Source organism: Bacteroidota bacterium, from assembly GCA_016722565.1.
GTDB lineage: Bacteria > Bacteroidota > Bacteroidia > 2-12-FULL-35-15 > 2-12-FULL-35-15 > 2-12-FULL-35-15.
The window spans coordinates 272122-294032 of sequence record JADKIU010000004.1 but is presented as its reverse complement, the minus strand read 5'-3'; the positions used below and the strand labels follow the sequence as shown (position 1 = coordinate 294032).

Sequence of the window (21911 nt, the reverse complement as noted above, 5' to 3'; positions counted from 1 at the left end):
CCTACTCCTATTTTAATTCGGTTACTTTAACTGCTGCGCCAGGTCTCAACGACATGATTCCCCTTACAATAACGGTATCACCAATTGATAACCCTTCAGTAATTTGTATTTTCTGATCGGTACGCAAACCAGTAATCACTTTTACCACTTCCGCAGTACCATTTTTTATTCGATATACTTTCTTTCCTTTCAAATCAGGAATAACCGCTTCTGTAGGAACCATCATTGCAGAATCAATGCCGTTCAAGGCCAATTGAACGCGAGCAAAAGCACCTGGATAAATTTCACCTTTTGCATTCGAACAAATTGCTCTAACATGCAGTGTGCGGGTAGCCAAATCAATTTTAGGTTCCAAAGCGAATACCTGAGCCGTTAATTGCTCATTATTTCCTTCTATTGTGAACGATAATCTTATCTCCTTTTTTTTACAACAGAAGCATATCTTTCCGAAACAGAAAAATCAATTTTTGCTGGATTGATTTGTTGAATACTAGCAATAATTGTTGTAGGAGAAACATAAGCACCTTCACTGACGCTCTTCAAACCCACAACACCATCAAACGGAGCACGAATTTCTGTTTTTGCAATCTGTGCAGTCGCCACGTCCATTTCTGCTTTTATCACATCGTATTGATTTTGTTGGATATCAAATTCTTCTTGACTAATTCCATTTATGGCAAGCAACTGTTTTTGGCGATTCAATTTTTCTTCTGCCAACTTATGCTGCAATTGCAACTTTTTAAAATGTTGCTTGAAGATCGGCATCGTTTATTTTCACTAACAATTGCCCTTTGGTCACTTTTGTTCCTTCTGTAAAATTCAATTGTGTTATTTTACCGGAAAGTTCAGGACGCAGCTCCACTTCTTCGTTGGCCATGATTGTTCCGGACGCATATACTTCATTACTCAGCATTTCGGGTTTGATGACTATTGCAGAAACATTACTGGGTCCTCCTCCTCCTTCTTTCTCCCTCCTTTTGAACTTCGTGTTCGAAGAGTTAGAAGGAAAACATAAAATTTTACTGTCAGTAAAACACCAACAATCAACACGATTATAATAAGATTTTTGATTCTCATTTTATTTCTTTTTTTTGAGTTTTATATCCACCTCATTCGCAGGAAGATATTCAATATTTTTTAAGATTGTAGTCAGGCAGGAATAAAATATTTCACGATCACTCTTGTTCACACCTTTAAAAGCAATCGCATTCATTTCGGCAATTCCTTTGTGTATTTCAGGCATAATTTTTATTGCTTTTGGAGTTAGAGCAATAATATGTTCCCTTCGATCATTCGGATTAACAGTGCGAACTATCATTTTCTTATCAACTAAATAATCCAACATACGCACCATGGACACTTTGTCGAAATTGAGTAAATCCGACAAATATTGTTGCGTACATTTTTCTTTTGTTTTATCAATAGCAATAAGTGTAGAGAAATGTCGATCCACACCCAAATGCTCGAGTTTTTTGCTGAGCGCTCCAAAATAAATTTTAGTAAGCACCCCCATGTACTTTCCAAGGGGCATACATTGATTCAATTGTTCCGACATGTTGCAAAAATAGTTAAAATTGCTAATAGTTTACAATGTTAACTATTATTTTAACAACAACCTATTGAAAAGGTTTAATGAAGTGGGAATTTATTTGATGGTTATTTCATCCACGAAGATAAAAGCATCACCACCGGCACCCATATGCCATACAGGGAGTTTCCCGAAATTATAGGCTTTCAACTTAATATAGCGCGCTTTTACATTTTGATTGGACAAAACAAACTGTTTAATTTGATTTACCTCGTCTTTCGGATCAATAGTATGTGTTTCCGAGCCGATTAAAACAAACGTTTTATTATCTGAAGAAGCATAAAACTCGACTTTAACAGGCATTAAAATCCAAGATCTGGAATCCTGCAAGAATCCGGCTTCAAAAGAACTAAGCTTTTTGTTTTGACCCAAATCTATAACACATTCAAAGTCTTGTGCTTGATAGCCTTGCCATTCCCCTTTTCTCCAATTTACATCTCCACGCAAACCATCTATTATTCCTTCGTCACCACCAGCTGTGTATTGCGGATTGTATTTCGAATGAATGTCTATTTTCCAATGATTCGGACGTTTGAAGAAACTACCTGAAATGGTATCGCTTTTTGAAGTTCCACCGTCAGCAAAGGCATAAATAATTTGTAATTCTGTTATTGGAAATGTTTTATCATAGAGCTGAAATCGTAAAGGTGATTTTTCATCAGGTAAAAGCGCATAATAAACCTTATAACTAGAATTAATTTCAACATTCATTTTATCATCAAATACTCGAGAATTTGCTTTAATAGTTGGGCTTGGAACAATTTTTTCGTAGTGTGTTGGAGGCGAATAAAAACGAGGTGACGCTTTTTCTATCCACATATCATTTGCCTTTTCACCCATCACAAATTCTAAATTATGACCATCCATTATGGAAGAAAAAATATCCCCTTTGGGCAATAAAATTCCTTTTGATGTTAGGGATTGAACAAAATAATTTTTGTTTGATAGATTTTTAGCAGTAATAAAATAATGATTCCCATTTTCTAAATTAATTTGTACTGAATCAAACAAAGGTGCACCAATTTGAAATTTTATTGACCCTGGGGTGACTTGATAAATACCCATTGAACTCATAACATACCAAGCACTCATTTGTCCACAATCCTCATTCCCAATTAAGCCATCTGGAGCAGATTTGTAAAATTCTAGCAATAGTTGGTGAATTCTATTTTCCGCCTTAGAAGGCACCTTTAGATAATTGTATAAATATGCCATGTGATGACTGGGTTCATTCCCATGTGCATACTGACCAACTAATCCTGTTATATCGGCTTGCTCTCTACCCGTTGTTTGGCTGACAGTTGAAAATAATTCATCCAACTTTTTTTCAAATTTATCTGACCCACCCATCATATCAATCAATCCATTAACATCCTGAGGAACAAAAAATGAATATTGCCAAGAATTCCCTTCCGTAAAATTATTGTTCACTTCTCGAGGCTCAAAAGGCGTTAACCACCCGCCATTCTTTTTAGGACGCATGAACCCGGTTTCTGTGTCAAATACATTTTTCCAATTTTGCGAACGTTTCACAAAGTATTGATAATCCACCTCCTTATTCAATACCAAAGCCATCTGAGCTATGCACCAATCGTCATAGGCATATTCCAATGTTTTGGAAACACTTTCATGTTCATCTTCCATTGCAATAAATCCATTCTGTTTATACGCTTTTAAACCTAAATGATCCAACATCGCACTATGTTTACTTGCTTCAAATGCTTTTTCATAATCAAATCCTTTAATCCCCTTCACCATCGCATCCGCAATCACACTTACCGAATGATAACCAATCATACAATCGGTTTCGTTGCTGGCAAGTTCCCATACCGGCAATCGACCTCCTTGTTCATACTGTGCTAAAAAGGTATTAATAAAATCAGCTGTTCGTTTTTGATCAATAATGGTATACAAAGGATGTGCTGCTCGGAAAGTATCCCACAAAGAGAATACAGAATAATACGTAAACCCTTCGGCTTTATGCGTTTTATTATCTCTCCCTCGATACATACCATCCACATCCATAGCAACGTTTGGTTGAATCATGGTGTGATACAATGCGGTGTAAAATATTTTTAATTTGTCTTTATCCGTTGATGTTACTTCAATTTTACTTAATTCTTTGTTCCAAGATGCTTGTGCTTCTTTTTTCGTCTTTTCAAAATCCCAACCCATGAGCTCCGTTTCCATGTTCTTTTTTGCACCTTCGGTACTAACAGGTGAAATAGCGACTTTAACTAAAATAGATTCTCCTTTTTTACTTTAAAATTAAAATTTGCATTTAAATCATAATTGTCACCGCTAATAACTTGTTTACTATCAAAAGGTTTTGAAAATGAAATTCGGTAAAACACTAATTGACTTTTCGCCCATGCTTCACTTCTCCTCATTCCTTCAACTGTAGTATTGTCAATCACTTTAATAAATCCTTCTAACATCTTATCGCGGTGAAGCAAATCTAAAATGATACTCGCATCTCCATCTTTATTAAACGTATACTTATGAAAACCCACCCGGGTTGTTGCCGTCAATTCCACATCAATGTTATCATCCTCTAATTTTACTGAATAAGCACCAGCGGTCGATTTTTCATTTTTATGAGAAAATTTCGAGGAATATAGTTTGTTATCAAAACTTGGAACGCCCATCATTGGCATCAACATGATATCACCATAATCACTGCATCCTGTCCCGCTCAAATGGGTATGTGAAAATCCATAAATAATGGAATCGCTATAATGATATCCGCTGCAGCCATCCCAACTTCCATCAATGCGGGTATCTGGAGAAAGTTGCACCATTCCAAATGGAACAGTTGCACCCGGAAATGTATGACCATGAGCGCTTGTTCCAATCATCGGGTCTACGTATTGTGTATAGATAGGTTCCTGAGCTACGCTCTGAATAAACAGGAATAAAAATGGCAGAATAATTTTCTTCATACTAATAAGTATCAATCAAAGATTTAACAACAATCTTCTTTTTAAAATTTTTAACTCCACTCATTCTTGGCAAATAAATGTTTTTTCGTTCACCCGGGAGCAGGTCAAAATAATTATCACTCAAATTTACAGATTCTCCCTCAATGAAATTAAAAACATTTTTTGCAACTACATCTGTTTCCAATGTAAAACATTGCACTTGTTCACAATAATCAAAAGTGACAGAGATGTTTGGTTTTTGCAGGTTGAGGTTTTTAACTGAAGTAAAATAATGTGTACAATAAGCATCAGAAATATAATTATCTGTACTTTTCAAACTGCATTTCAACACTAGATCATTGATATTGTAATTTTTGATTAGCGATTTATCAAAACGGCAAAAAACTACGGAAGAATTTGCAGTAATAACTCCGTGAGTGGTTTTTGAAAAGAGCAGCTTGCCTTTCAGATCGAACAACTCCATGGTCAATTCTCCATTTTCATTTTTTGTAAGATCTGAAACAACAAAAATATTACAGCTGTCTTGTTTTTCTTCCACAGAAATAATCACATCTTTATAGGAACGCTTTACGTGATAAAAAGATGCTTTCCAATTATTATAATAATCCAAAGAACTCCAGGATGTCACTGGCCAACAATCGTTCATCTGCCAATACAATGTTCCCATGCAATAAGGTTTTGCCCTGCGGTGTGCTTCTATGGCTATTCTCATTCCTTCTGCCTGAAGGACTTGTGAAACATAAATATAATCTTCGAGTTTATGCGGCACCTTGTAACTGCGTTTCATGTATTCGGCAATTGTTTGATAACCGGAAGGATGTTTCTGGTGAGCTTTAAAAATTGTCGAATCTATTCTATGTCCATAAAAGTCGGAAACATATTCGTCCTCATGAATCAACCCTTTTTGTTTAGTTTTGAACGCTCCATACTTATACATCGTGTTCATGGAAGGCATTCCTTGAAACCCATATTCACTAACAAAACGCCCTACCTTTTTTTCATAATTTTCAAAAGGCTCCATTCCCCACCAAACGCCCCAGTAATGTGAATCTCCTTCTAACAAACTTTCTTTATGCCCCCAACCAATACTCGGAGAACTTGGCCAGTAGGGTCTAGTTCCATCATGCAACTTCACTAAATCATTTATAAGATAATTAAACAAAGCAGCATTATTTTGAGCAATTGTTGTTGAATCCTTTTCTGAATATTTAAATTGTTTTTGCCACCCCCAATTTTTCCAACCTTCATCCACTTCATTATTTCCACACCACAAAGCAATGGAGGGATGATTTCTTAAACACTCCACTTGATCGATTACTTCTGCAGCAACATTGTTAACAAAATGATCATCCCCAGGATACATGGCACAAGCGAACATAAAATCTTGCCAAACCAATATTCCATTTTTATCACATGCATCATAAAAAGCATCATCTGCATAAACGCCACCACCCCAAACTCTCAGCATGTTCATATTTGCATCCACGGCATTTCTAACGATTTCTTGATATTGATATTTTGCAGTGCGTGGTAAAAAATTGTCGGAAGGAATATAATTAGCTCCTTTCATAAAGACTGGAACACCATTTAATTTAAAATAAAAACTTTTACCTATACTATCTTTGTCTTGAATCAATTCAATGGTACGGAGACCAACATCTTTTATTCCTTTATACAAAACAAAGTCTCCCTTGTTTAACTGAAGTTGCATTTGGTAGAGGTAAGGCATTCCCATGCCATTGCACCACCATAGAATGGCCTTAGGAATTTCACAATGCAGTGTAACATTATTGATTCCTTTTTTTAGCATTGCACGCTCGAAACATTTTATTCTTCTTGAAGTACCAGGAATAGGAATGCTAAAATAATCAGACAATGTTACCTCTCCATCAAAATCACTCACAAGGTTAAATTCAAAACGGGTATAGGCTGTTTCATTAATAATAGAATCCTGAATGAATTGAACTTTATTTACTTTCAGCTCATTCCAGGTTATCAGCTTTACATTTTTCCAAATCCCACATGTCACAAATCGCGGGCCCCAGTCCCACCCATATTGATATTGAGCTTTTCGAGTAAATACTTTTTCGTCACCAGGCAATACATAAGAAAGTTTTGCAGCTTCTGCTTTCCCTTTTCTTACAGCTGATTCAAAAACAACAAGTAACTTATTTTTTCCTTCATGAACATATTTTTTCACATCTACATTCCAACTTCGAAACATGTTATCAGCCGAAAGGACTAAGGAATCGTTCACATATACATTTGCATAGGTATCTAATCCATCAAATTGCAATTCGATATGTGGTTGGCCTATTTCTTTTGCGGAAATGGGAAAAACAGTTCTGTATTCCCAATCTTCATTTTCTATCCACTGCAACTGCTTTTCATTGTTACCGTAAAATGGGTCAGGAATTTTATTGTTGGCGAATAAATCTGTGTGCACAGTCCCTGGAACTTTTGCCGGTAACCAATAATTGTTTGCTTTTTTTCGGAATTGCCACTTAGCACTATTTAAGTCACGCTCTACAGGTATTTTTTCAAAACTAATCGCTAATCCTGTTAATGGAAGAAAAAATAAAAGAAGGCATTTTAAAATAGTACTTTTCATTTTAATTTTTCTTTAAGCAACTTTACTTCACCCAAATCTGCAACATCTGCTTTTACAATTGCAGAAGAGTGATAGTAGGCCGTTTGCACTTTTTCTTTTAATAATTCAATATTAGAAGAGCGAACTCCACCTCCGGGCATAATCACAATTCTGTTATTCGACAACTTCACCAACTCACGCAACTGCTCAATACCTTCTACGGCAGATTTTGTTTGTCCGGATGTTAGAATTGTTTTAAACCCACAAGCAATTACATCTTCCAAATTTTTGTTTAATTCATTAAAAAACATCAAATGCTCGATGAAAGCTACAAGGCAATGGATTTGCCAATTCAACCAATTCTTTGTTTTGATTTACGTTTATGCTTCCATCTTCATTTAAAATTCCAAACACAAATCCATCAGCATTCATTTTCTTTAAATAGACGATGTCTTTTTTCATTTGTTCGAACTCAGTATCCGTATAAATAAAATTTCCTCCACGGGGGCGAATCATTACGAGTAAATCAAGCTGAATTAATTTTCTGGCTGTTTCGAATGTGCCGTAATTGGGGGTAATTCCTCCTGAGGAAAAGTCATCACAGAGTTCAATTCGATCTGCTCCACCTTGCTGTGCAATGAGTGCCGATTCTAAATTAAAACACGCTATTTCGAGTTTTGGTTTATTCATTTATAATTCCCTCTAACGATTTAAAAAGATTTCTCCACGCTGGTCGAAATGACAGTGCTTTTTGTCATTTCGTCCCGATAGCAATCGGGAGAAGCTGAGAAATCATTTCAGATGCGAATCTGCATTTATTAAATTGTTTCCTTTTGCATCGTAAACAGCATAGTTAAAACCACTCTGCACGCAATAAGAACCATACTCTCCTTTTTTGTTTAAAGCAATAAAACCAACCTGAATATCTTTTAAATTCTTTTTGCGATTTGCTGTTAGTTTCACAACTTTGTTTATCGCTTCCTTACAAGCATCTTCAGGTGATTTCCCTTGTCGCATTAGTTCAACAACCAAATGACAACCGGCAATGCGAATCACTTCTTCTCCATGACCAGTTGCAGTAGCGGCACCAACTTCATTATCCACATACAATCCTGCTCCGATGATTGGAGAGTCTCCCACTCGGCCATGCATTTTAAACGCCATTCCGCTCGTAGTACATGCACCGGATAAATTTCCGGCCGCATCTAGGGCAATCATTCCAATCGTATCGTGATTTTCGATGTTAACGATGGGTTTGTAATTACTATTTTTCAACCACTCTTTCCATTCTTTTTCAGATTCCTCTACCAATAAATTTTCTTTTTTAAATCCTTGCGATAAAGCAAATTGCAGCGCACCATCACCCACCAACATCACATGCGGTGTTTTTTCCATTACCGCTCTTGCAACAGATATTGGATGTTTGATATGTTCCAAACAAGCTACCGATCCAATATTTGCTTGCTCATCCATGATGCAAGCATCTAAAGTCACTCTTCCATCTCTGTCCGGGCGGCCGCCATATCCCACACTTCTTTCAGTGGGATCACCTTCCGGAATTTTCACTCCGGCTTCCACAGCATCTAATGCGCGACCATTTTTGCTCAAAATTTCCCAAGCAGCTTCATTGGCTTTTAATCCAAAATTCCAGGTGGATAATACAATCGGTTTTGTTACCGGAATTTTTGTTTGGAAAGGTAATAGTTCAGTAGTTGCATTTACCTTTTCTACCAATAATGCAGCTGTTGCAAATGCACCTGTTTTAATGAAATTACGTCTGGTTGTCATAGAGTTACAGCGTTTTTAGTCGTTCGATTTCTAAGAATAAAAGAAACTTGATTTAGTATCTTTTAGATCCTGTTATACATTTGTCTCAGTAGTTTTTCTTACATCATGTGTAAGTGTTTATCCAGAATCCCGATAGGTTTAGTAGTCCTATCGGGATTCGCTTTTTATACAACTATTTCAAACTCTTAAAATGCTTCGCGTAATTCACGCCCATTTTATCCAAAACCGGAGCATGTAGTTTTAAGCGTACCACAAAATCTTTATAGTTCTTTTTCTCCAAAGGTGTCCACAACGCCTCCGACAAAGCAGCCATGCGTGGCATCGACATGTATTCTACTTGTTTAAAATCTACAATGTATTCTGTCCACACATTCGCTTGCGCCCCCATAATAAATTTGGCTTCATCCGCTGTTAGCACTTTCGGAGTAGGATTGTAGGCATACACCGAATCTAATGGATTAAAACCACCAATTGCTAATGGTTCTTTTGCTTTATCTTTCGATTGATAATGATCAAAATAGCATGGTTTACCCGGACTCATCACTACAAAATGTTTTTGCTTGGCTGCATCTATTCCACCTTTGGTGCCTCTCCAACTCATGACTGCAGCATTTGGTGCCAAGCCACCTTCCAAAATTTCATCCCAACCAATAATTTGTTTCCCATTCGCATTTACATATTTTTCGATGCGGGTGATAAAATAACTTTGAAGCTCTTCGGGATTTTTTAATTTCTCATCTGCAATACGTTTTTGACATTTTGCACATGCTTTCCAACGGTCTTTTAAGCACTCATCTCCACCAATGTGAATATACTTTCCAGGAAACAACGGCATTACTTCTGCTAATATATCTTCCAAGAAAGAAAATGTTTCATCCTTCCCGGCACAATACACATCATCCGAAACACCCCATTTTGTGTACGTTTCAAACGGACCACCGGTACATGAAAATTGTGGATATGCTGCAAGGGCTGCTAATGAATGCCCGGGCATCTCTATCTCAGGAATAATTGTAATGTATTTGAACCGAGCGTAGTTTACTATTTCTTTAATATCTTCCTGTGTGTAAAATCCGCCATAAGCAATTCCGTCATACTTATCATCTTTCGAGGGAGTTCCATCCTTATTCCATTGAGGTTTCCCAATCAATGTTTCTTTTCTTTTACCACCAACCGAAGTCAACAATGGATACTTTTTAATTTCAATTCTCCAACCTTGATCATCTACTAAATGCCAATGAAACACATTGAACTTATACATTGCTAAATAATCAATATATTTTTTTACCTCTTCCTTCGTGAAGAAATGGCGACTGCAATCCAAATGCATACCACGCCATTGATAGCGAGGAGCATCGACTATTTGAACACACGGAATTTTTATTTCCGCACTCTTTTCAATTGGAAGTAACTGAATAAGTGTTTGAATTCCATAAAATAAACCAGCTTCTCCTTCAGCTGAAAGCATTATCTGATTTGGGTTAATACTAAGACTATAACTTTCTACATGTCCAAATTTTTCTTCCGGTGAAAGAACTATAATGTAATTGCCATCAGTTGGTAAAATAGTAACAACAGGAAGCTCCAGATTGAAATTTGTTTTTAAATAATTATTAAAATAATCAATCGGCTGCATAAAGCCAAGCGCCTGGGTTTCTCTCATTATAACAAGCTTTGTCTGAGTGGTCAAAACAAAATCACCATCACTTGTTTTTATTTCTTTAGGAAGAGGAATAATCGGCAAAGATTTTTTAGATCCATTTTCTTGTGAAATCCCTGCGAAGGAAAATAAAACGGCTAGAATTAAGAATATTTTTTTCATGTGGATATTTTTATAATTATAACTTCTATGTATTAAAATGTTTATCTAAATTTATAGTTCACACCCTCCACTTGCGTTAAAAGCGTAGGTTCAGCATCTGTTGCAATTGCTCGGCCATCTACTTTCGGTGAAACAGGTGAGAACTTCGTTAAATAATCTTCAAGAATGTTATGTAGAAAGATTTCTTGCGAAACAGGCTTATTTACTTTTTTAATTCGACACAATGTATCCATTGGGTCACCATCACGTTCACAAGCAGCAATCGTATACGTCTTATTCAAATCTAGTGGTTTGTTTTTCACCGTTACTTTTTGAACCCGTTTTCCTTTTTCATTTCCAATTGTAAATGTCACTTTCATGCCACTAAATCGCACAAACCAACCTCCCAATCGTTTTGTTGCATCTTTTGCAAACGCATTCTCCAACTCAGACTCTAACCAATTCAAAATCTGAGTCCCTGTAACTTCTGCTGTTTTAACCCGAGAATTCACAGGCAACATATTCCATAAATACTCTTTTGTTATGTCGACAATACCAACTTTTGAATCAACTGCTAATGGATGGCAAAATCGAAATCCATTTGAAACAGTGATATCTGTTTTTATTCTTCACATCATTGCATCGGTAATCAAATTATCCAAAGGCGTTTCAATCACATAGGTTCGAAGCAAAGATGTTTTGGTTTTACCAATTACTTTTTTCAATTCTGTTTCATACGGCTGATATGTTTGTTCAATCATCGCTTGCATTTCAGGATCTGCAGCATATTTTTCCGGATCAACGTCAATCAATTCATACGACTCATCTTTTATTTTTCCATCTTCAATCACAATATCCAACTTCCCAATAAAAGAAGCAAAAGCACCCGGCTCCGTCACTTTCGCATATTTACCTTGAAGCGGTTCGCGAATCCGTTCATGCGTGTCAGCACCCAGAATATAGTCGACACCATCGGCATAAGGCTGTGACGCTAAATTTAATTGTTGAGCCAATCCCATGTGCGACATTACAAATACCATTTTACACTGTTCTTGCTCACGCAGTATTTTTACATATTTGGCGAGGTTCTTTTCTGGATCGCAAAACGCGATTCCTTTGCTATAATCCGGTGACTGTCTAATTGGGGTCAATGGATCATTGTATCCAACAAATCCAATTTTTATTCCACCGATATAGAAAATTGAATAAGGAGGAAATAATAAATCAGAAACGGCATCATCATCAAACATGTTTGCACAAATTTTTTGAGCGTTGTATCCACCCAAATCTTTCATCAACATTTTCTTTCCGTAAACAACCTCCCAATTTCCTGGCAATACTAAATCATAGTCCAGATGATTCATCAGCGGAATCATCGCTTGACCTTTTGTAAGCGTTGTAATTCCACTTCCCTGAAAACAATCGCCACCATCCAACAGTAAGGTATTCGGATTTTGTTTTCTCAATTCAGTGATCATCGTTTTTAAATGAGAAAAGCCACCACGCTTTTTAAAAACGGCTTTCCCATTTTCCCAAAAAAATTCATCGTGCACATTTATTTGCCCATGAATATCGCTTGTATGAAGCAAACTGATTCGTTGAACCTTACCTGACTTTACTGCATTGCTTTTTTCAATTTCTTTACTTTTCCCATCTTCTTGTAAAGCAAAAGCACTCATCGGATTAAGTCCCAAACCAATTGTAGCTGCACCCAATGTTTTTAAAAAGCTTTTTCTTGACAAACCACTATCATTGATAATGGGTTGACAATTCGCACAGGAACACGATTTAATATGTTTATTTGAAGACATTTTATTTTATAATTAGAACAAATAAAAAATTGAAAAACTAATGTGGCAATTTATCTTTTAAAGCACCGTACATTAATGTTCCGATAACGGCACTAAATAAAACCACCAATACCACCAACAAACCACTACCAACTAAAGCGTATAAAGGACCGGGGCAAGCTCCGGTCATCGCCCACCCTAATCCAAAAATTAAACCACCGAAAATATTTCCTTTGTTGAAGGTTTTGGGTTCTATTACTATCTCATCCCCGTCAATAGTTTTTAACTTCAATTTCTTGATTATTAAAATTGAGATGATGCCTACCATAACAGCTGAGCCAATCACACCATACATGTGAAAGGATTGAAAATGAAACATCTCTTGAATTCTAAACCAAGAAACCACTTCGGCTTTGATGAGGATGATCCCGAATATAAATCCGAGTACTAAATATTTAATTTTTGACATTTTATTTTTTTAATTATAGTGCTACAATGAAAGAATAAAAGGTAGAATGAACCAGGTCATTACCAATCCACCTATAAAAAAGCAAATGGTTGCTATCAAGGAAGGTAATTGCAAATTACTCATTCCCATAATTGAATGACCTGAAGTACATCCTCCTGCATAGCGAGTACCAAAGCCAACAAAAAAGCCACCAACAACCATTAATAGAAACCCTCTTAGAGTAAACAACGATTGAAAACTAAAAAGCTCCACAGGAATCAACCCTTCGTGATTTTTTATTCCCATTGCATTTAAGTCTGTAATTGTATTTTCTGAAAGCAGTATCGGATGAGGATTTGCAAAAAAGTATCCTGCAACCAAACCGCCTAATACAATACCGGAAGCAAAAATTAAGTTCCAAGATTGCGCCCTCCAGTTGTATTGAAAAACGTAATATTGGAAGGCATACAAGCAGCACAAATATGTCGCAGAGAAGAAGAGATTCCAAATGTTTTATTGCCCATAATTAATAAAATTGGCACCATCAATCCAATTAACGGACCTGAGATATACCAAGGCCAGGGTTGTGTAAGTAAACTCATAGATTAAAATTCAACGTTGTTTTGCTTGTATTCTATTTTTTAATTTTTATCCCACAAATGAAGGATCTATTTTTTAATTATTTTTTCTTTTTCTTGGTTGCAATAATCGGTTCAAAAGGTCCATATTTATGTTGTTCTTCTGAAAACGAATCGGCATACGGTCCAAACGGATGATCAAATGGTTTACCGGATACCTTTGGCCAATCCTTACTCAAATCCTTCTTCGGACGAGATTGAGAATTTACAAATGCTGCAACATCCCAACACTCTTCATCTGTTAACTGAGGATTATCATGTTTTGCGCCAAATGGCATGTTTGCTTTCACATAACCGGCAAAACGCGACAAGCGATACAATCCTGCTCCATCGTTATAACTATGCTCGCCCCATAATGGAGGATATTGGTAGGAGAAATTTGCCGTATTCATTTTTCCTTCACCATTCGCTCCGTGACAGGATAAACACTTGGAGACATAGACCAATCTTCCTTTTTCAGAGTCCGCAGCTCGTTGCAAACATTTCAATTCCCATATACCTGCCCCTTTCGGCTTAACATCCTTCTCAACATCTTTCCCTAACCAAACGATGTAGGCTTTTATTGCTTGCATCTCCTTTGACAATGTATCCAAGGGCTGCCCATTTAAACTTCTTTCAAAACAATCATTCACCCGCTTATAGATGCTTTCCATACTACCGGAACGCTCTCTGAATTTAGGATAAGTAGAAGCGACTCCACTGTAATTGTTACCCCAAATTTTTGTTCCGGCCTCCAAATGGCAATTCTGACAATTCATTCCATTGGTCATTTTTGCAATTGTTCCATGCGGACCTAAATAATCAGAAGTTTTTTGTATTAAATGTCTGCCATAAGTTATTTGTTCAGCATTGGCTTCTTTCGCAATATCCAATGTATCGGGTGATTGCCAAAAACCTAGTTCATCAACAGAAATACCCTTGTCACTTTTTTTTGACGGAATACTATCTAATATGGTTTCTTCAACAACGTCTTCCTCCGACTGAAACATTTCAGGAACACCCGCAACCTTGATGTATATTAAAATGCCCACAAGAAACATGAAGGCAATAATCAGATAACACAACTTAAAAACAAGGTCGATGTATTTTTGTTCTTTGTTATTTTTATCTTGATTCGACATCATTGTTTTAATTCTTTCAAAATCAAAGAAGCAGCACCCAAAATCGCTGCATCATTTTCTTTTAATTGAGAAGGAAGAATTTTTATTTTGTTTTTATAAATATTCAATAAATTCCGTTCGAAACTTTCTTGTGTTGGTTTAAAAATAAATTCTCCAGCTAATGCCAAACCTCCAAATAAAAAAACAGCTTCCGGACTGGTATATGCGACACTGTTTGCTAACGCCAAACCCAAAATATCGCCTGTATAATTAAATGCTTCTATTGCATCCGCTTCTCCTTCGATCGCTTTATCATAAATGTATTTGGCGTCTGCAACACGCGCCTGCAAGTTTGCCTTATCGTGATGACTCATCAATAAATCAGAATAGGTTCTTTTAATTCCGGTTGCAGAACAATACGTTTCCAAACATCCTTTTCGTCCACAACCACATTGCCTTCCTTCCGGAAAAATAATGACGTGTCCGATTTCACCTGCAAAACTATCATGACCTAAAATCAATTCTCCGTTGGCGACAATCCCACTTCCTAAACCTGTTCCGAGAGTAATAAAAATAAAATCCTTCATCCCTTTTGCAGCACCAAACATCATTTCACCTATTGCTGCTGCATTCGCGTCATTTGTCAAAACAGTTTTTACATTAAGTCGTTCTGAAAACAATTTTGCAAGCGGAACAACTCCTTTCCATTTTAGATTTGGAGCAAACTCAATCGTACCATTAAAATAATTTCCGTTAGGGGCACCGATTCCGACTCCGCTCAATTCATACGAATCAACAAATTGCAACATCGCTTTTTTAATATGCTCACAAACCACTGCTACTAAATCTTCAGGAATAGGGAAATGCTCCGTGGCAACGGTTTCTTTCAATAAAATTGTACCATTTATATCGACCAATCCAAAAACGGTATTGGTTCCTCCAATATCAATCGCTGCAACTAATGTCTTCATAATAGCACCTTCTTAATGTCCACTATCATTTGTTTTATCGTAATCTATTCCTTGTGCTTTTAAGATGGCAGCAACTCTCCATCCATAAAATGCTAAAAAAGCAAAACACAAAACACCTACGATATAACTGAATTGAATCCCCAACAAACCATCTTTTGAAAGATATGCTTGCAACCAACTAATCAAACCTCCACCCATAATCATCATAATCAAAAAGCTGGAACCTTCGTTTGTTTTTTTACCAAGTCCGGCAATTGCAAGTGTAAAAATGCAAGGCCACAAGGTAGAACAAAACAATCCAACACTGATAAATGCATAGACACTCAGCATTCCATCAGCAAGCATACCAACGATTAAAGCAAGAATTCCGCAAGTAGAAAAAATAATCAGCTGACGCGCAGGATTTCCTTTGCTCAAGATATCCGCACCGATAATTGCAAGGATAACAATCGTGTAAATATAGAATGGCGTTAAATCATTATTTGCAATTTTATTTACTAGCAGAAAAACACCAAAGGCAACATACGGCATTATAAAGGAAAGAATGTGTTTCATTCCTTTTTTGATATCAAATGCACCAATTGCACCGGCCCATCGGCCAATCATTAAACTAGCCCAAAATAAAGAAACATAAGGAGCAACATCTGCTGTTCCGATTCCTACATGCTGTTTCATAAACTCCGGAAGATTAGCAGCTGTAGCAACTTCAACACCCACATAAACGAATATGGCAATCATGCCCAACCAAAGTTGAGGATAAGCAAATACACTTTTTTGTTTTTCATTCTCTGGGGCATCTGATTCTTCTTTGTGTACAATTTTGTTTGGAATCGAAGAAAATTTAAAAATCAAAGCAACAATTAAAAAAGCGATTCCTAAAATAATGTAAGGCGTTTTCACAGCATCTAACGATTCTAATTTTTGTCCTTTGGCGATTGAACCGAAGATGGCAAAACTAACCAGAACAGGTCCTATCGTTGTTCCGATATTATTTATTCCACCCGCCAAACTCAATCGTTGAGCACCTTTTTTAGGATCCCCGATTGTAATCGCAAGCGGATTGGCAGCTGTTTGTTGCAAGGAAAACCCTAATCCGATAATAAACAAACCTGTAATCATCAATCCGAAAGATTCAGATTCAGCAGCAGGATAAAAAAGAAATGCTCCGATTGCAGAAATCATTAGACCCAATGAAATACCATTCTTGTAGCCGATTTTATTTAAAATATCACCACCACTCATTTTCGATAAAAGAAAATAAACCAATGATCCGATTGTATAGGCAACATAAAAAGCAACATCAATAAACATGGTTTGCCATTGTTCCAAGTGCAAATGATCTTTATAAACGGGAATTAAAATTCCATTGCTTGCAGCAACAAACCCCCAAAAAAAGAACACGGAAATAAGTGTAAGTAAAGCGGATGTTTTTGTAGAAGTATTTTCCATACAATTGTTTTTATATTTTACCGAAAAATAAGGTTAATATAAGTAACAACAAAAAGCAATTATTAACTTTTGTTAGCAATTGGCAGTTAATAATTCACAAGGGATATCAAGTAAGGAGAGGAAATGGGGTATCAGATGCCTGCCAGAATTTTGTTGGTTGCGCCAACATTCCCATGCACATACATCTTTGAAATTTGGGAGGCTGTTTTTAACACCTGCTCGTCATTTAGGAGTAACATTGATTTTTCGAATTCAGATTCATCTTTTATTGAAAAACCTCCTCCCAGTTTTAGTAGTTCTTTTGCTTCCGAGAATTTATGATAATTGGGGCCAAAAATGATTGGTAATCCAAAAGTAGCTGCCTCTAATATATTATGAATTCCTTTTCCAAATCCACCACCAATAAAAGCGATTGTACCGTATTGATACAAAGAAGAAAGCATTCCGATGTTGTCTATTAATAAGATTTGAGCTTCGCTAATTGTATTTTCATTTGCTTTGGAATAGCGCAGACATACACCAACTTTTTTAAACGCAACTTCGATTGAAGCCAAATGTTTTTCATCAATTTCATGGGGTGCAATGATGAGTTTATAATTTGGGATTTGAGATTTAAAATTTGAAAAAAAAGTTGAAATTATTCTCTCGTCTTCCAACCAAGAACTACCAACAATCATTACTTTTTTATTTTTCACAAATTGCTCAATTAAATTCAATTGTTTGGCGTTTTTTGCTACCTCAAACACTCGATCAAAACGTGTATCTCCACAAAGTGTTGTATTCGAATATCCAATTGAATTCAAGAGCTGAATTGATTTTTCATCTTGCAAAAAGAAATGTGTAAATGCAGACAATTGTTGACGAAACCAGCCTCCTGTCGACTTAAAAAAATGATGATCTTCTCTGAAAATTCCACTCACCAGATAGGTTGGAATATTTTTGCTTTTAAGTACGTTTAGATAATTAAACCAGAATTCATACTTAACAAAAAACACCTTTTTAGGATTTACGATTTCAACAAATCTTTTTGCATTTGCAGGAGTATCCATCGGCAAATAAAAAATGTAATCTGCACCCGAATAACTTTTTCGGATTTCGTAACCAGATGGAGAAAAAAAAGTGAGTAAAATTTTCACCTCCGGCTGTTGTATTTTCAGCTTCTCCATCAACGGGCGACCTTGTTCAAACTCACCCAAGGAAGCACAATGAAACCATACAAGATGATCCGATTTGAGATTTGAAATTTGAGATTTTAATGATTCGAAAATATTTTTTCTTCCTAGCAAAAAAAGTTTTGCTTTAGGATTGAAGAGCGCTGCAATACGAATTGCAAATGCATATAAAAAAATGGAAAAAGTATATAAAAATCTCATCTTTCGCTAAAAACGTTCCATCCAAAAGGAGCGTAAGGGTGAGGTTATAAGTTAATAGGTATAAAATTCCTGAGGAGCTCTTTTGTATAAAGGTAAAATCCAAACCAATTTTCCTCCGTACAAAATATCCAATCGCTTTTCAGTATCTTGTTTCATTAAATCGTAATCAAAACTTCTTCGACTTTGTGTAAAACCTTGCATACACTCAAATCCAACATAAATATTTACTAAACGATTATTACTTAAATACAAATACCCTAAGTTTTGACTTAGTAAAAGGCCATTGGATAATCGATCATATCCTTTTTTATATTCTTTCGAAAGCTGAGGAGTGGTGTTTCCTATTGTTTCGATTCGTATTTTATGTTGAATAAAACCTACACCAACACTAAAAAGAACACCACTATTGGGATTCGGCTTTTTAAATGCAAATAATCTTCCGGCTGAAACAGAAGCGGTAAAACCTCTTTCGTATAAACGAACATCGGCAAATTGTCCATTCCCATCAATAATCGACCCTGAAGCGGTAGAAATACTATCAAATAAAGATTCTTTCACATCTTTTCCGAAAATATAGCTTCCGTTTACTCCAAATACCCAATTTTTTTTGGTTTTAAAATCCAAATTAAATTCAATAGCCGAACTATTCCCAAAACGTTTGTTCAAATCGCCTGCAGAAATCTGGTAGCCATAGCCTAAACCAAAATAGGGTGTATAAATAACGGAATCCTTTATGCTCACTTGAGCAACCAGATGAGCCGTAAAAAAGGATAAACAAATACTTAAAAAATAACGTTTCTTCATTTTGACAAAAATGTTTGTAAATATAAGGCTTTAAAACGAACCAGATGCCCAAAAATTGCCTTCAGAATTTATATATTTTCCGTATATTCGCATTCTTATTAAAATTGGTAAAAACGCATGACAAAAACTGCAAAAAAAATTCAAATGGTTGACTTAAAAAGTCAATACGAAAAAATTAAAACAGAAGTGGATGCAGCCATTCAAAATGTATTGGATAACACCGCATTTATTAATGGTCCTGAGGTTAAAGCATTTCAATCAGAACTTGAAAAATATCTCCAAGTAAAGCATGTGATTCCTTGTGCAAATGGGACAGATGCATTGCAAATAGCAATGATGGGATTAGGACTAAAGCCCGGAGATGAAGTAATAACAGCCGACTTTACCTATGTTGCCACCGCTGAAGTAATTGCTCTTCTTGGATTAAAACCAGTATTGGTGGACGTTGTGCCTGACACATTCGACATCGATGTAAAAGCGATTGAAAAGGCCATCACCCCAAAAACAAAAGCCATTGTTCCTGTTCATTTATTTGGTCAATGTGCTGATATGGATTCGATTATGGCTTTGGCAAAGAAACACAACTTATTTGTGATTGAAGATACTGCTCAAGCAATTGGTGCAAACTACAAATCCGCTGACGGCTCTACAAAAAAAGCCGGAACCATCGGTACCATTGGTTGTACATCTTTTTTCCCTTCTAAAAATTTAGGTTGCTACGGAGATGGCGGTGCCATTTTCACCAATGATGATGCACTTGCTGCAAAAATCAGAATGATTGCCAACCATGGACAATCTGTTCAATACATCCATGATTCTATTGGCGTGAACTCTCGACTAGACAGCATTCAAGCTGCGATTCTTAGAATCAAACTCCGCGATTTGGACAATTATGCTGCAGCTAGAAACAAGGCGGCAAGCTATTACGACAAAGCATTTGCGAATCATCCAAAAATCAAAACACCGGCACGCGCTAAATTTTCGGATCATGTTTTCCATCAATACACACTTCAACTAGTTGGTGTTGACCGTGCCGCATTGCGCGAATATTTAGCAAACAAAGATATTCCCGCAATGATTTACTACCCGATTCCATTGCATTTACAAAAAGCATATTTGGATCCACGCTACAAAGCAGGAGATTTTCCTGTCACTGAAAGATTATGCGAAACCGTAATGTCACTCCCTATGCATACCGAATTGGATGAAGAAACATTAAAATACATCACAGATTCTGTTTTAGAATTCTGTAAATAAAATTACGTCAACAACTTTTGACTTTTAACTTTTTAACTTTTAAATTAAAATGAACATAGCAGTAGTAGGAACAGGATACGTAGGATTGGTTACAGGAACATGTTTAGCCGAAACCGGAAATCATGTGATCTGTGTGGATATTAACGCAGACAAAATTCAAAAAATGCAAGCAGGAGTTGTTCCTATTTATGAGCCACACCTGGATGTTTTGTTTGAGCGCAATATCAAACAAGGACGACTAACATTCACTACCAATCTTGCTGAAGCAATTGAAAAAGCAAAAATCATTTTCCTTGCTTTACCAACACCTCCGGGGGAAGATGGTTCTGCCGACTTGAGTTATATCCTTGGCGTTGCAGATGACCTTGGAAAAATCATCAAAGATTACAAAGTAATTGTTGACAAAAGCACTGTTCCTGTTGGCACTGCCGACAAAGTTCGTGCAGCGGTTGCAAAACATGCAAAAGTAGAATTTGATATTGTTTCCAACCCGGAATTTTTAAGAGAAGGCTTTGCTGTAGATGATTTTTTAAAACCGGACAGAGTGGTGATTGGCGCAAGCTCTGAGAAAGCGCGCAAGACAATGGAAGAACTTTACAAACCATATGTGCGACAAGGCAACCCAATCATCTTTATGGATGAGCGCTCTGCCGAATTAACGAAGTATGCTGCCAATGCTTTTTTAGCTACAAAAATTACCTTCATGAATGAAATTGCAAACATGTGCGAATTGGTTGGTGCAGATGTGGATGCCGTGCGTATTGGAATTGGTAGCGATGATCGAATTGGTAAACGATTTTTATTCCCTGGAATTGGTTATGGCGGTAGCTGCTTCCCAAAAGATGTTCAAGCACTTGCAAAATCTGCTGCGGAAGTAAATTACGATTTTAAAATTTTAGAATCCGTAATGCAAATCAATGAAAAACAGAAAACGATTATCATCCCTAAAATTAACGACTACTTTAAAAATAATTTGAAAGGGAAAAAATTTGCTCTTTGGGGACTCGCTTTTAAACCCGATACAGACGACATTCGCGAAGCACCGGCTTTGTATATCATTGATGAGTTAATAAAAGCTGGCGCAATTGTTAGCGCTTACGATCCGGAAGGGATGAACAATGTAAGAGGTTTAATAGGTGATAAAATCACCTATGCAATGGACGAATATGATGCTTTGCGCGATGCAGATGCATTAATCATCGCAACAGAATGGAGTTTATTCAGAACACCTGACTTTGACAGAGTTTCTTCACTGTTAAAGAACAAAGTGATTTTTGATGGTCGAAATTTATATGGTATCGATCAGATGAAAGAGCTTGGATATTATTACACCAGCATCGGAAGAGAAACTGTGAAGGGTTAATCAGGATAC

17 protein-coding genes and 3 pseudogenes are annotated in these 21911 nt (G+C 36.4%); 2 read left to right on the top strand and 18 right to left on the bottom strand.

What is annotated here, in order from left to right:
• Positions 1-7: 7 nt before the first annotated feature.
• From IPP64_14345 to IPP64_14260, 18 genes and pseudogenes are all read right to left on the bottom strand, one after another.
• Positions 8-442: an efflux RND transporter periplasmic adaptor subunit gene (locus IPP64_14345; protein ID MBL0330562.1), complete on the bottom strand. Its 435-nt coding sequence runs from the start codon at positions 440-442 to the stop codon at positions 8-10.
• Complete coding sequence (locus IPP64_14340; GenBank protein ID MBL0330561.1) at positions 412-729, bottom strand: HlyD family efflux transporter periplasmic adaptor subunit; 318 nt, start codon at positions 727-729, stop codon at positions 412-414. Before IPP64_14340 ends, IPP64_14345 begins: the two co-directional genes overlap by 31 nt.
• A gap of 10 nt (positions 730-739) precedes the next feature.
• Complete coding sequence (locus tag IPP64_14335; protein MBL0330560.1) at positions 740-913, bottom strand: biotin/lipoyl-binding protein; 174 nt, start codon at positions 911-913, stop codon at positions 740-742.
• A 165-nt stretch (positions 914-1078) separates the two neighbouring features.
• Positions 1079-1555 (bottom strand): winged helix-turn-helix transcriptional regulator, encoded by a 477-nt coding sequence (locus IPP64_14330; GenBank protein MBL0330559.1) that lies wholly within the window; start codon positions 1553-1555, stop codon positions 1079-1081.
• A 90-nt stretch (positions 1556-1645) separates the two neighbouring features.
• A pseudogene (locus IPP64_14325) lies at positions 1646-4530 on the bottom strand (GH92 family glycosyl hydrolase).
• A gap of 1 nt (position 4531) precedes the next feature.
• Positions 4532-7141 carry a glycoside hydrolase family 2 protein gene (locus tag IPP64_14320; GenBank protein MBL0330558.1) on the bottom strand — a complete coding sequence of 870 codons (2610 nt, stop codon included), beginning with the start codon at positions 7139-7141 and terminating at the stop codon, positions 4532-4534.
• Positions 7138-7810, bottom strand: a pseudogene (locus IPP64_14315) (copper homeostasis protein CutC). Before IPP64_14315 ends, IPP64_14320 begins: the two are co-directional and overlap by 4 nt.
• A gap of 102 nt (positions 7811-7912) precedes the next feature.
• On the bottom strand, positions 7913-8908 hold the full coding sequence (locus IPP64_14310) for a N(4)-(beta-N-acetylglucosaminyl)-L-asparaginase (protein MBL0330557.1): 996 nt from the start codon (positions 8906-8908) through the stop codon (positions 7913-7915).
• A 172-nt stretch (positions 8909-9080) separates the two neighbouring features.
• On the bottom strand, positions 9081-10730 hold the full coding sequence (locus IPP64_14305) for a beta-N-acetylhexosaminidase (GenBank protein MBL0330556.1): 1650 nt from the start codon (positions 10728-10730) through the stop codon (positions 9081-9083).
• 41 nt (positions 10731-10771) lie between these two features.
• Complete coding sequence (locus IPP64_14300; GenBank protein ID MBL0330555.1) at positions 10772-11335, bottom strand: 5'-nucleotidase C-terminal domain-containing protein; 564 nt, start codon at positions 11333-11335, stop codon at positions 10772-10774.
• Positions 11336-11338: 3 nt separating this feature from the next.
• Entirely contained in the window at positions 11339-12520 is a 1182-nt protein-coding gene (locus IPP64_14295) for a metallophosphoesterase (GenBank protein MBL0330554.1), read from the bottom strand.
• Positions 12521-12557: 37 nt separating this feature from the next.
• Positions 12558-12968 carry a YeeE/YedE family protein gene (locus IPP64_14290; GenBank protein MBL0330553.1) on the bottom strand — a complete coding sequence of 137 codons (411 nt, stop codon included), beginning with the start codon at positions 12966-12968 and terminating at the stop codon, positions 12558-12560.
• Positions 12969-12989: 21 nt separating this feature from the next.
• Positions 12990-13549 (bottom strand): annotated as a pseudogene (locus IPP64_14285) (YeeE/YedE family protein).
• A 77-nt stretch (positions 13550-13626) separates the two neighbouring features.
• Positions 13627-14625, bottom strand: a complete 999-nt coding sequence (locus IPP64_14280; protein ID MBL0330552.1) for a c-type cytochrome — start codon at positions 14623-14625, stop codon at positions 13627-13629.
• 80 nt (positions 14626-14705) lie between these two features.
• Positions 14706-15656: an ROK family protein gene (locus IPP64_14275; protein ID MBL0330551.1), complete on the bottom strand. Its 951-nt coding sequence runs from the start codon at positions 15654-15656 to the stop codon at positions 14706-14708.
• A 12-nt stretch (positions 15657-15668) separates the two neighbouring features.
• Positions 15669-17105 carry an MFS transporter gene (locus IPP64_14270; GenBank protein MBL0330550.1) on the bottom strand — a complete coding sequence of 479 codons (1437 nt, stop codon included), beginning with the start codon at positions 17103-17105 and terminating at the stop codon, positions 15669-15671.
• A gap of 131 nt (positions 17106-17236) precedes the next feature.
• A complete protein-coding gene (locus IPP64_14265) occupies positions 17237-18478 on the bottom strand; it encodes a 3-deoxy-D-manno-octulosonic acid transferase (protein ID MBL0330549.1) in 1242 nt (413 codons plus the stop codon).
• A gap of 51 nt (positions 18479-18529) precedes the next feature.
• Positions 18530-19282 (bottom strand): hypothetical protein, encoded by a 753-nt coding sequence (locus IPP64_14260; GenBank protein ID MBL0330548.1) that lies wholly within the window; start codon positions 19280-19282, stop codon positions 18530-18532.
• A 144-nt stretch (positions 19283-19426) separates the two neighbouring features.
• Between IPP64_14260 and IPP64_14255 the strand changes: the two genes are divergently transcribed.
• Positions 19427-20539, top strand: coding sequence for a DegT/DnrJ/EryC1/StrS family aminotransferase (locus IPP64_14255; GenBank protein MBL0330547.1), 1113 nt, complete (start codon positions 19427-19429; stop codon positions 20537-20539).
• A 49-nt stretch (positions 20540-20588) separates the two neighbouring features.
• The gene (locus IPP64_14250; protein ID MBL0330546.1) at positions 20589-21902 is read left to right on the top strand and encodes a UDP-glucose/GDP-mannose dehydrogenase family protein; all 1314 of its coding nucleotides are present in this window, start codon (positions 20589-20591) and stop codon (positions 21900-21902) included.
• Positions 21903-21911: the final 9 nt, after the last annotated feature.

Bases quoted from the DNA above. Each gene is read 5' to 3' on its own strand.
- IPP64_14335 (MBL0330560.1), bottom strand. From the start codon at position 913: ATGCTGAGTAATGAAGTATATGCGTCCGGAACAATCATGGCCAACGAA.
- IPP64_14330 (MBL0330559.1), bottom strand. From the start codon at position 1,555: ATGTCGGAACAATTGAATCAATGTATGCCCCTTGGAAAGTACATGGGG.
- IPP64_14320 (MBL0330558.1), bottom strand. From the start codon at position 7,141: ATGAAAAGTACTATTTTAAAATGCCTTCTTTTATTTTTTCTTCCATTA.
- IPP64_14310 (MBL0330557.1), bottom strand. From the start codon at position 8,908: ATGACAACCAGACGTAATTTCATTAAAACAGGTGCATTTGCAACAGCT.
- IPP64_14305 (MBL0330556.1), bottom strand. From the start codon at position 10,730: ATGAAAAAAATATTCTTAATTCTAGCCGTTTTATTTTCCTTCGCAGGG.
- IPP64_14295 (MBL0330554.1), bottom strand. From the start codon at position 12,520: ATGTCTTCAAATAAACATATTAAATCGTGTTCCTGTGCGAATTGTCAA.
- IPP64_14290 (MBL0330553.1), bottom strand. From the start codon at position 12,968: ATGTCAAAAATTAAATATTTAGTACTCGGATTTATATTCGGGATCATC.
- IPP64_14280 (MBL0330552.1), bottom strand. From the start codon at position 14,625: ATGTTTCTTGTGGGCATTTTAATATACATCAAGGTTGCGGGTGTTCCT.
- IPP64_14275 (MBL0330551.1), bottom strand. From the start codon at position 15,656: ATGAAGACATTAGTTGCAGCGATTGATATTGGAGGAACCAATACCGTT.
- IPP64_14270 (MBL0330550.1), bottom strand. From the start codon at position 17,105: ATGGAAAATACTTCTACAAAAACATCCGCTTTACTTACACTTATTTCC.
- IPP64_14265 (MBL0330549.1), bottom strand. From the start codon at position 18,478: ATGAGATTTTTATATACTTTTTCCATTTTTTTATATGCATTTGCAATT.
- IPP64_14260 (MBL0330548.1), bottom strand. From the start codon at position 19,282: ATGAAGAAACGTTATTTTTTAAGTATTTGTTTATCCTTTTTTACGGCT.
- IPP64_14255 (MBL0330547.1), top strand. From the start codon at position 19,427: ATGGTTGACTTAAAAAGTCAATACGAAAAAATTAAAACAGAAGTGGAT.
- IPP64_14250 (MBL0330546.1), top strand. From the start codon at position 20,589: ATGAACATAGCAGTAGTAGGAACAGGATACGTAGGATTGGTTACAGGA.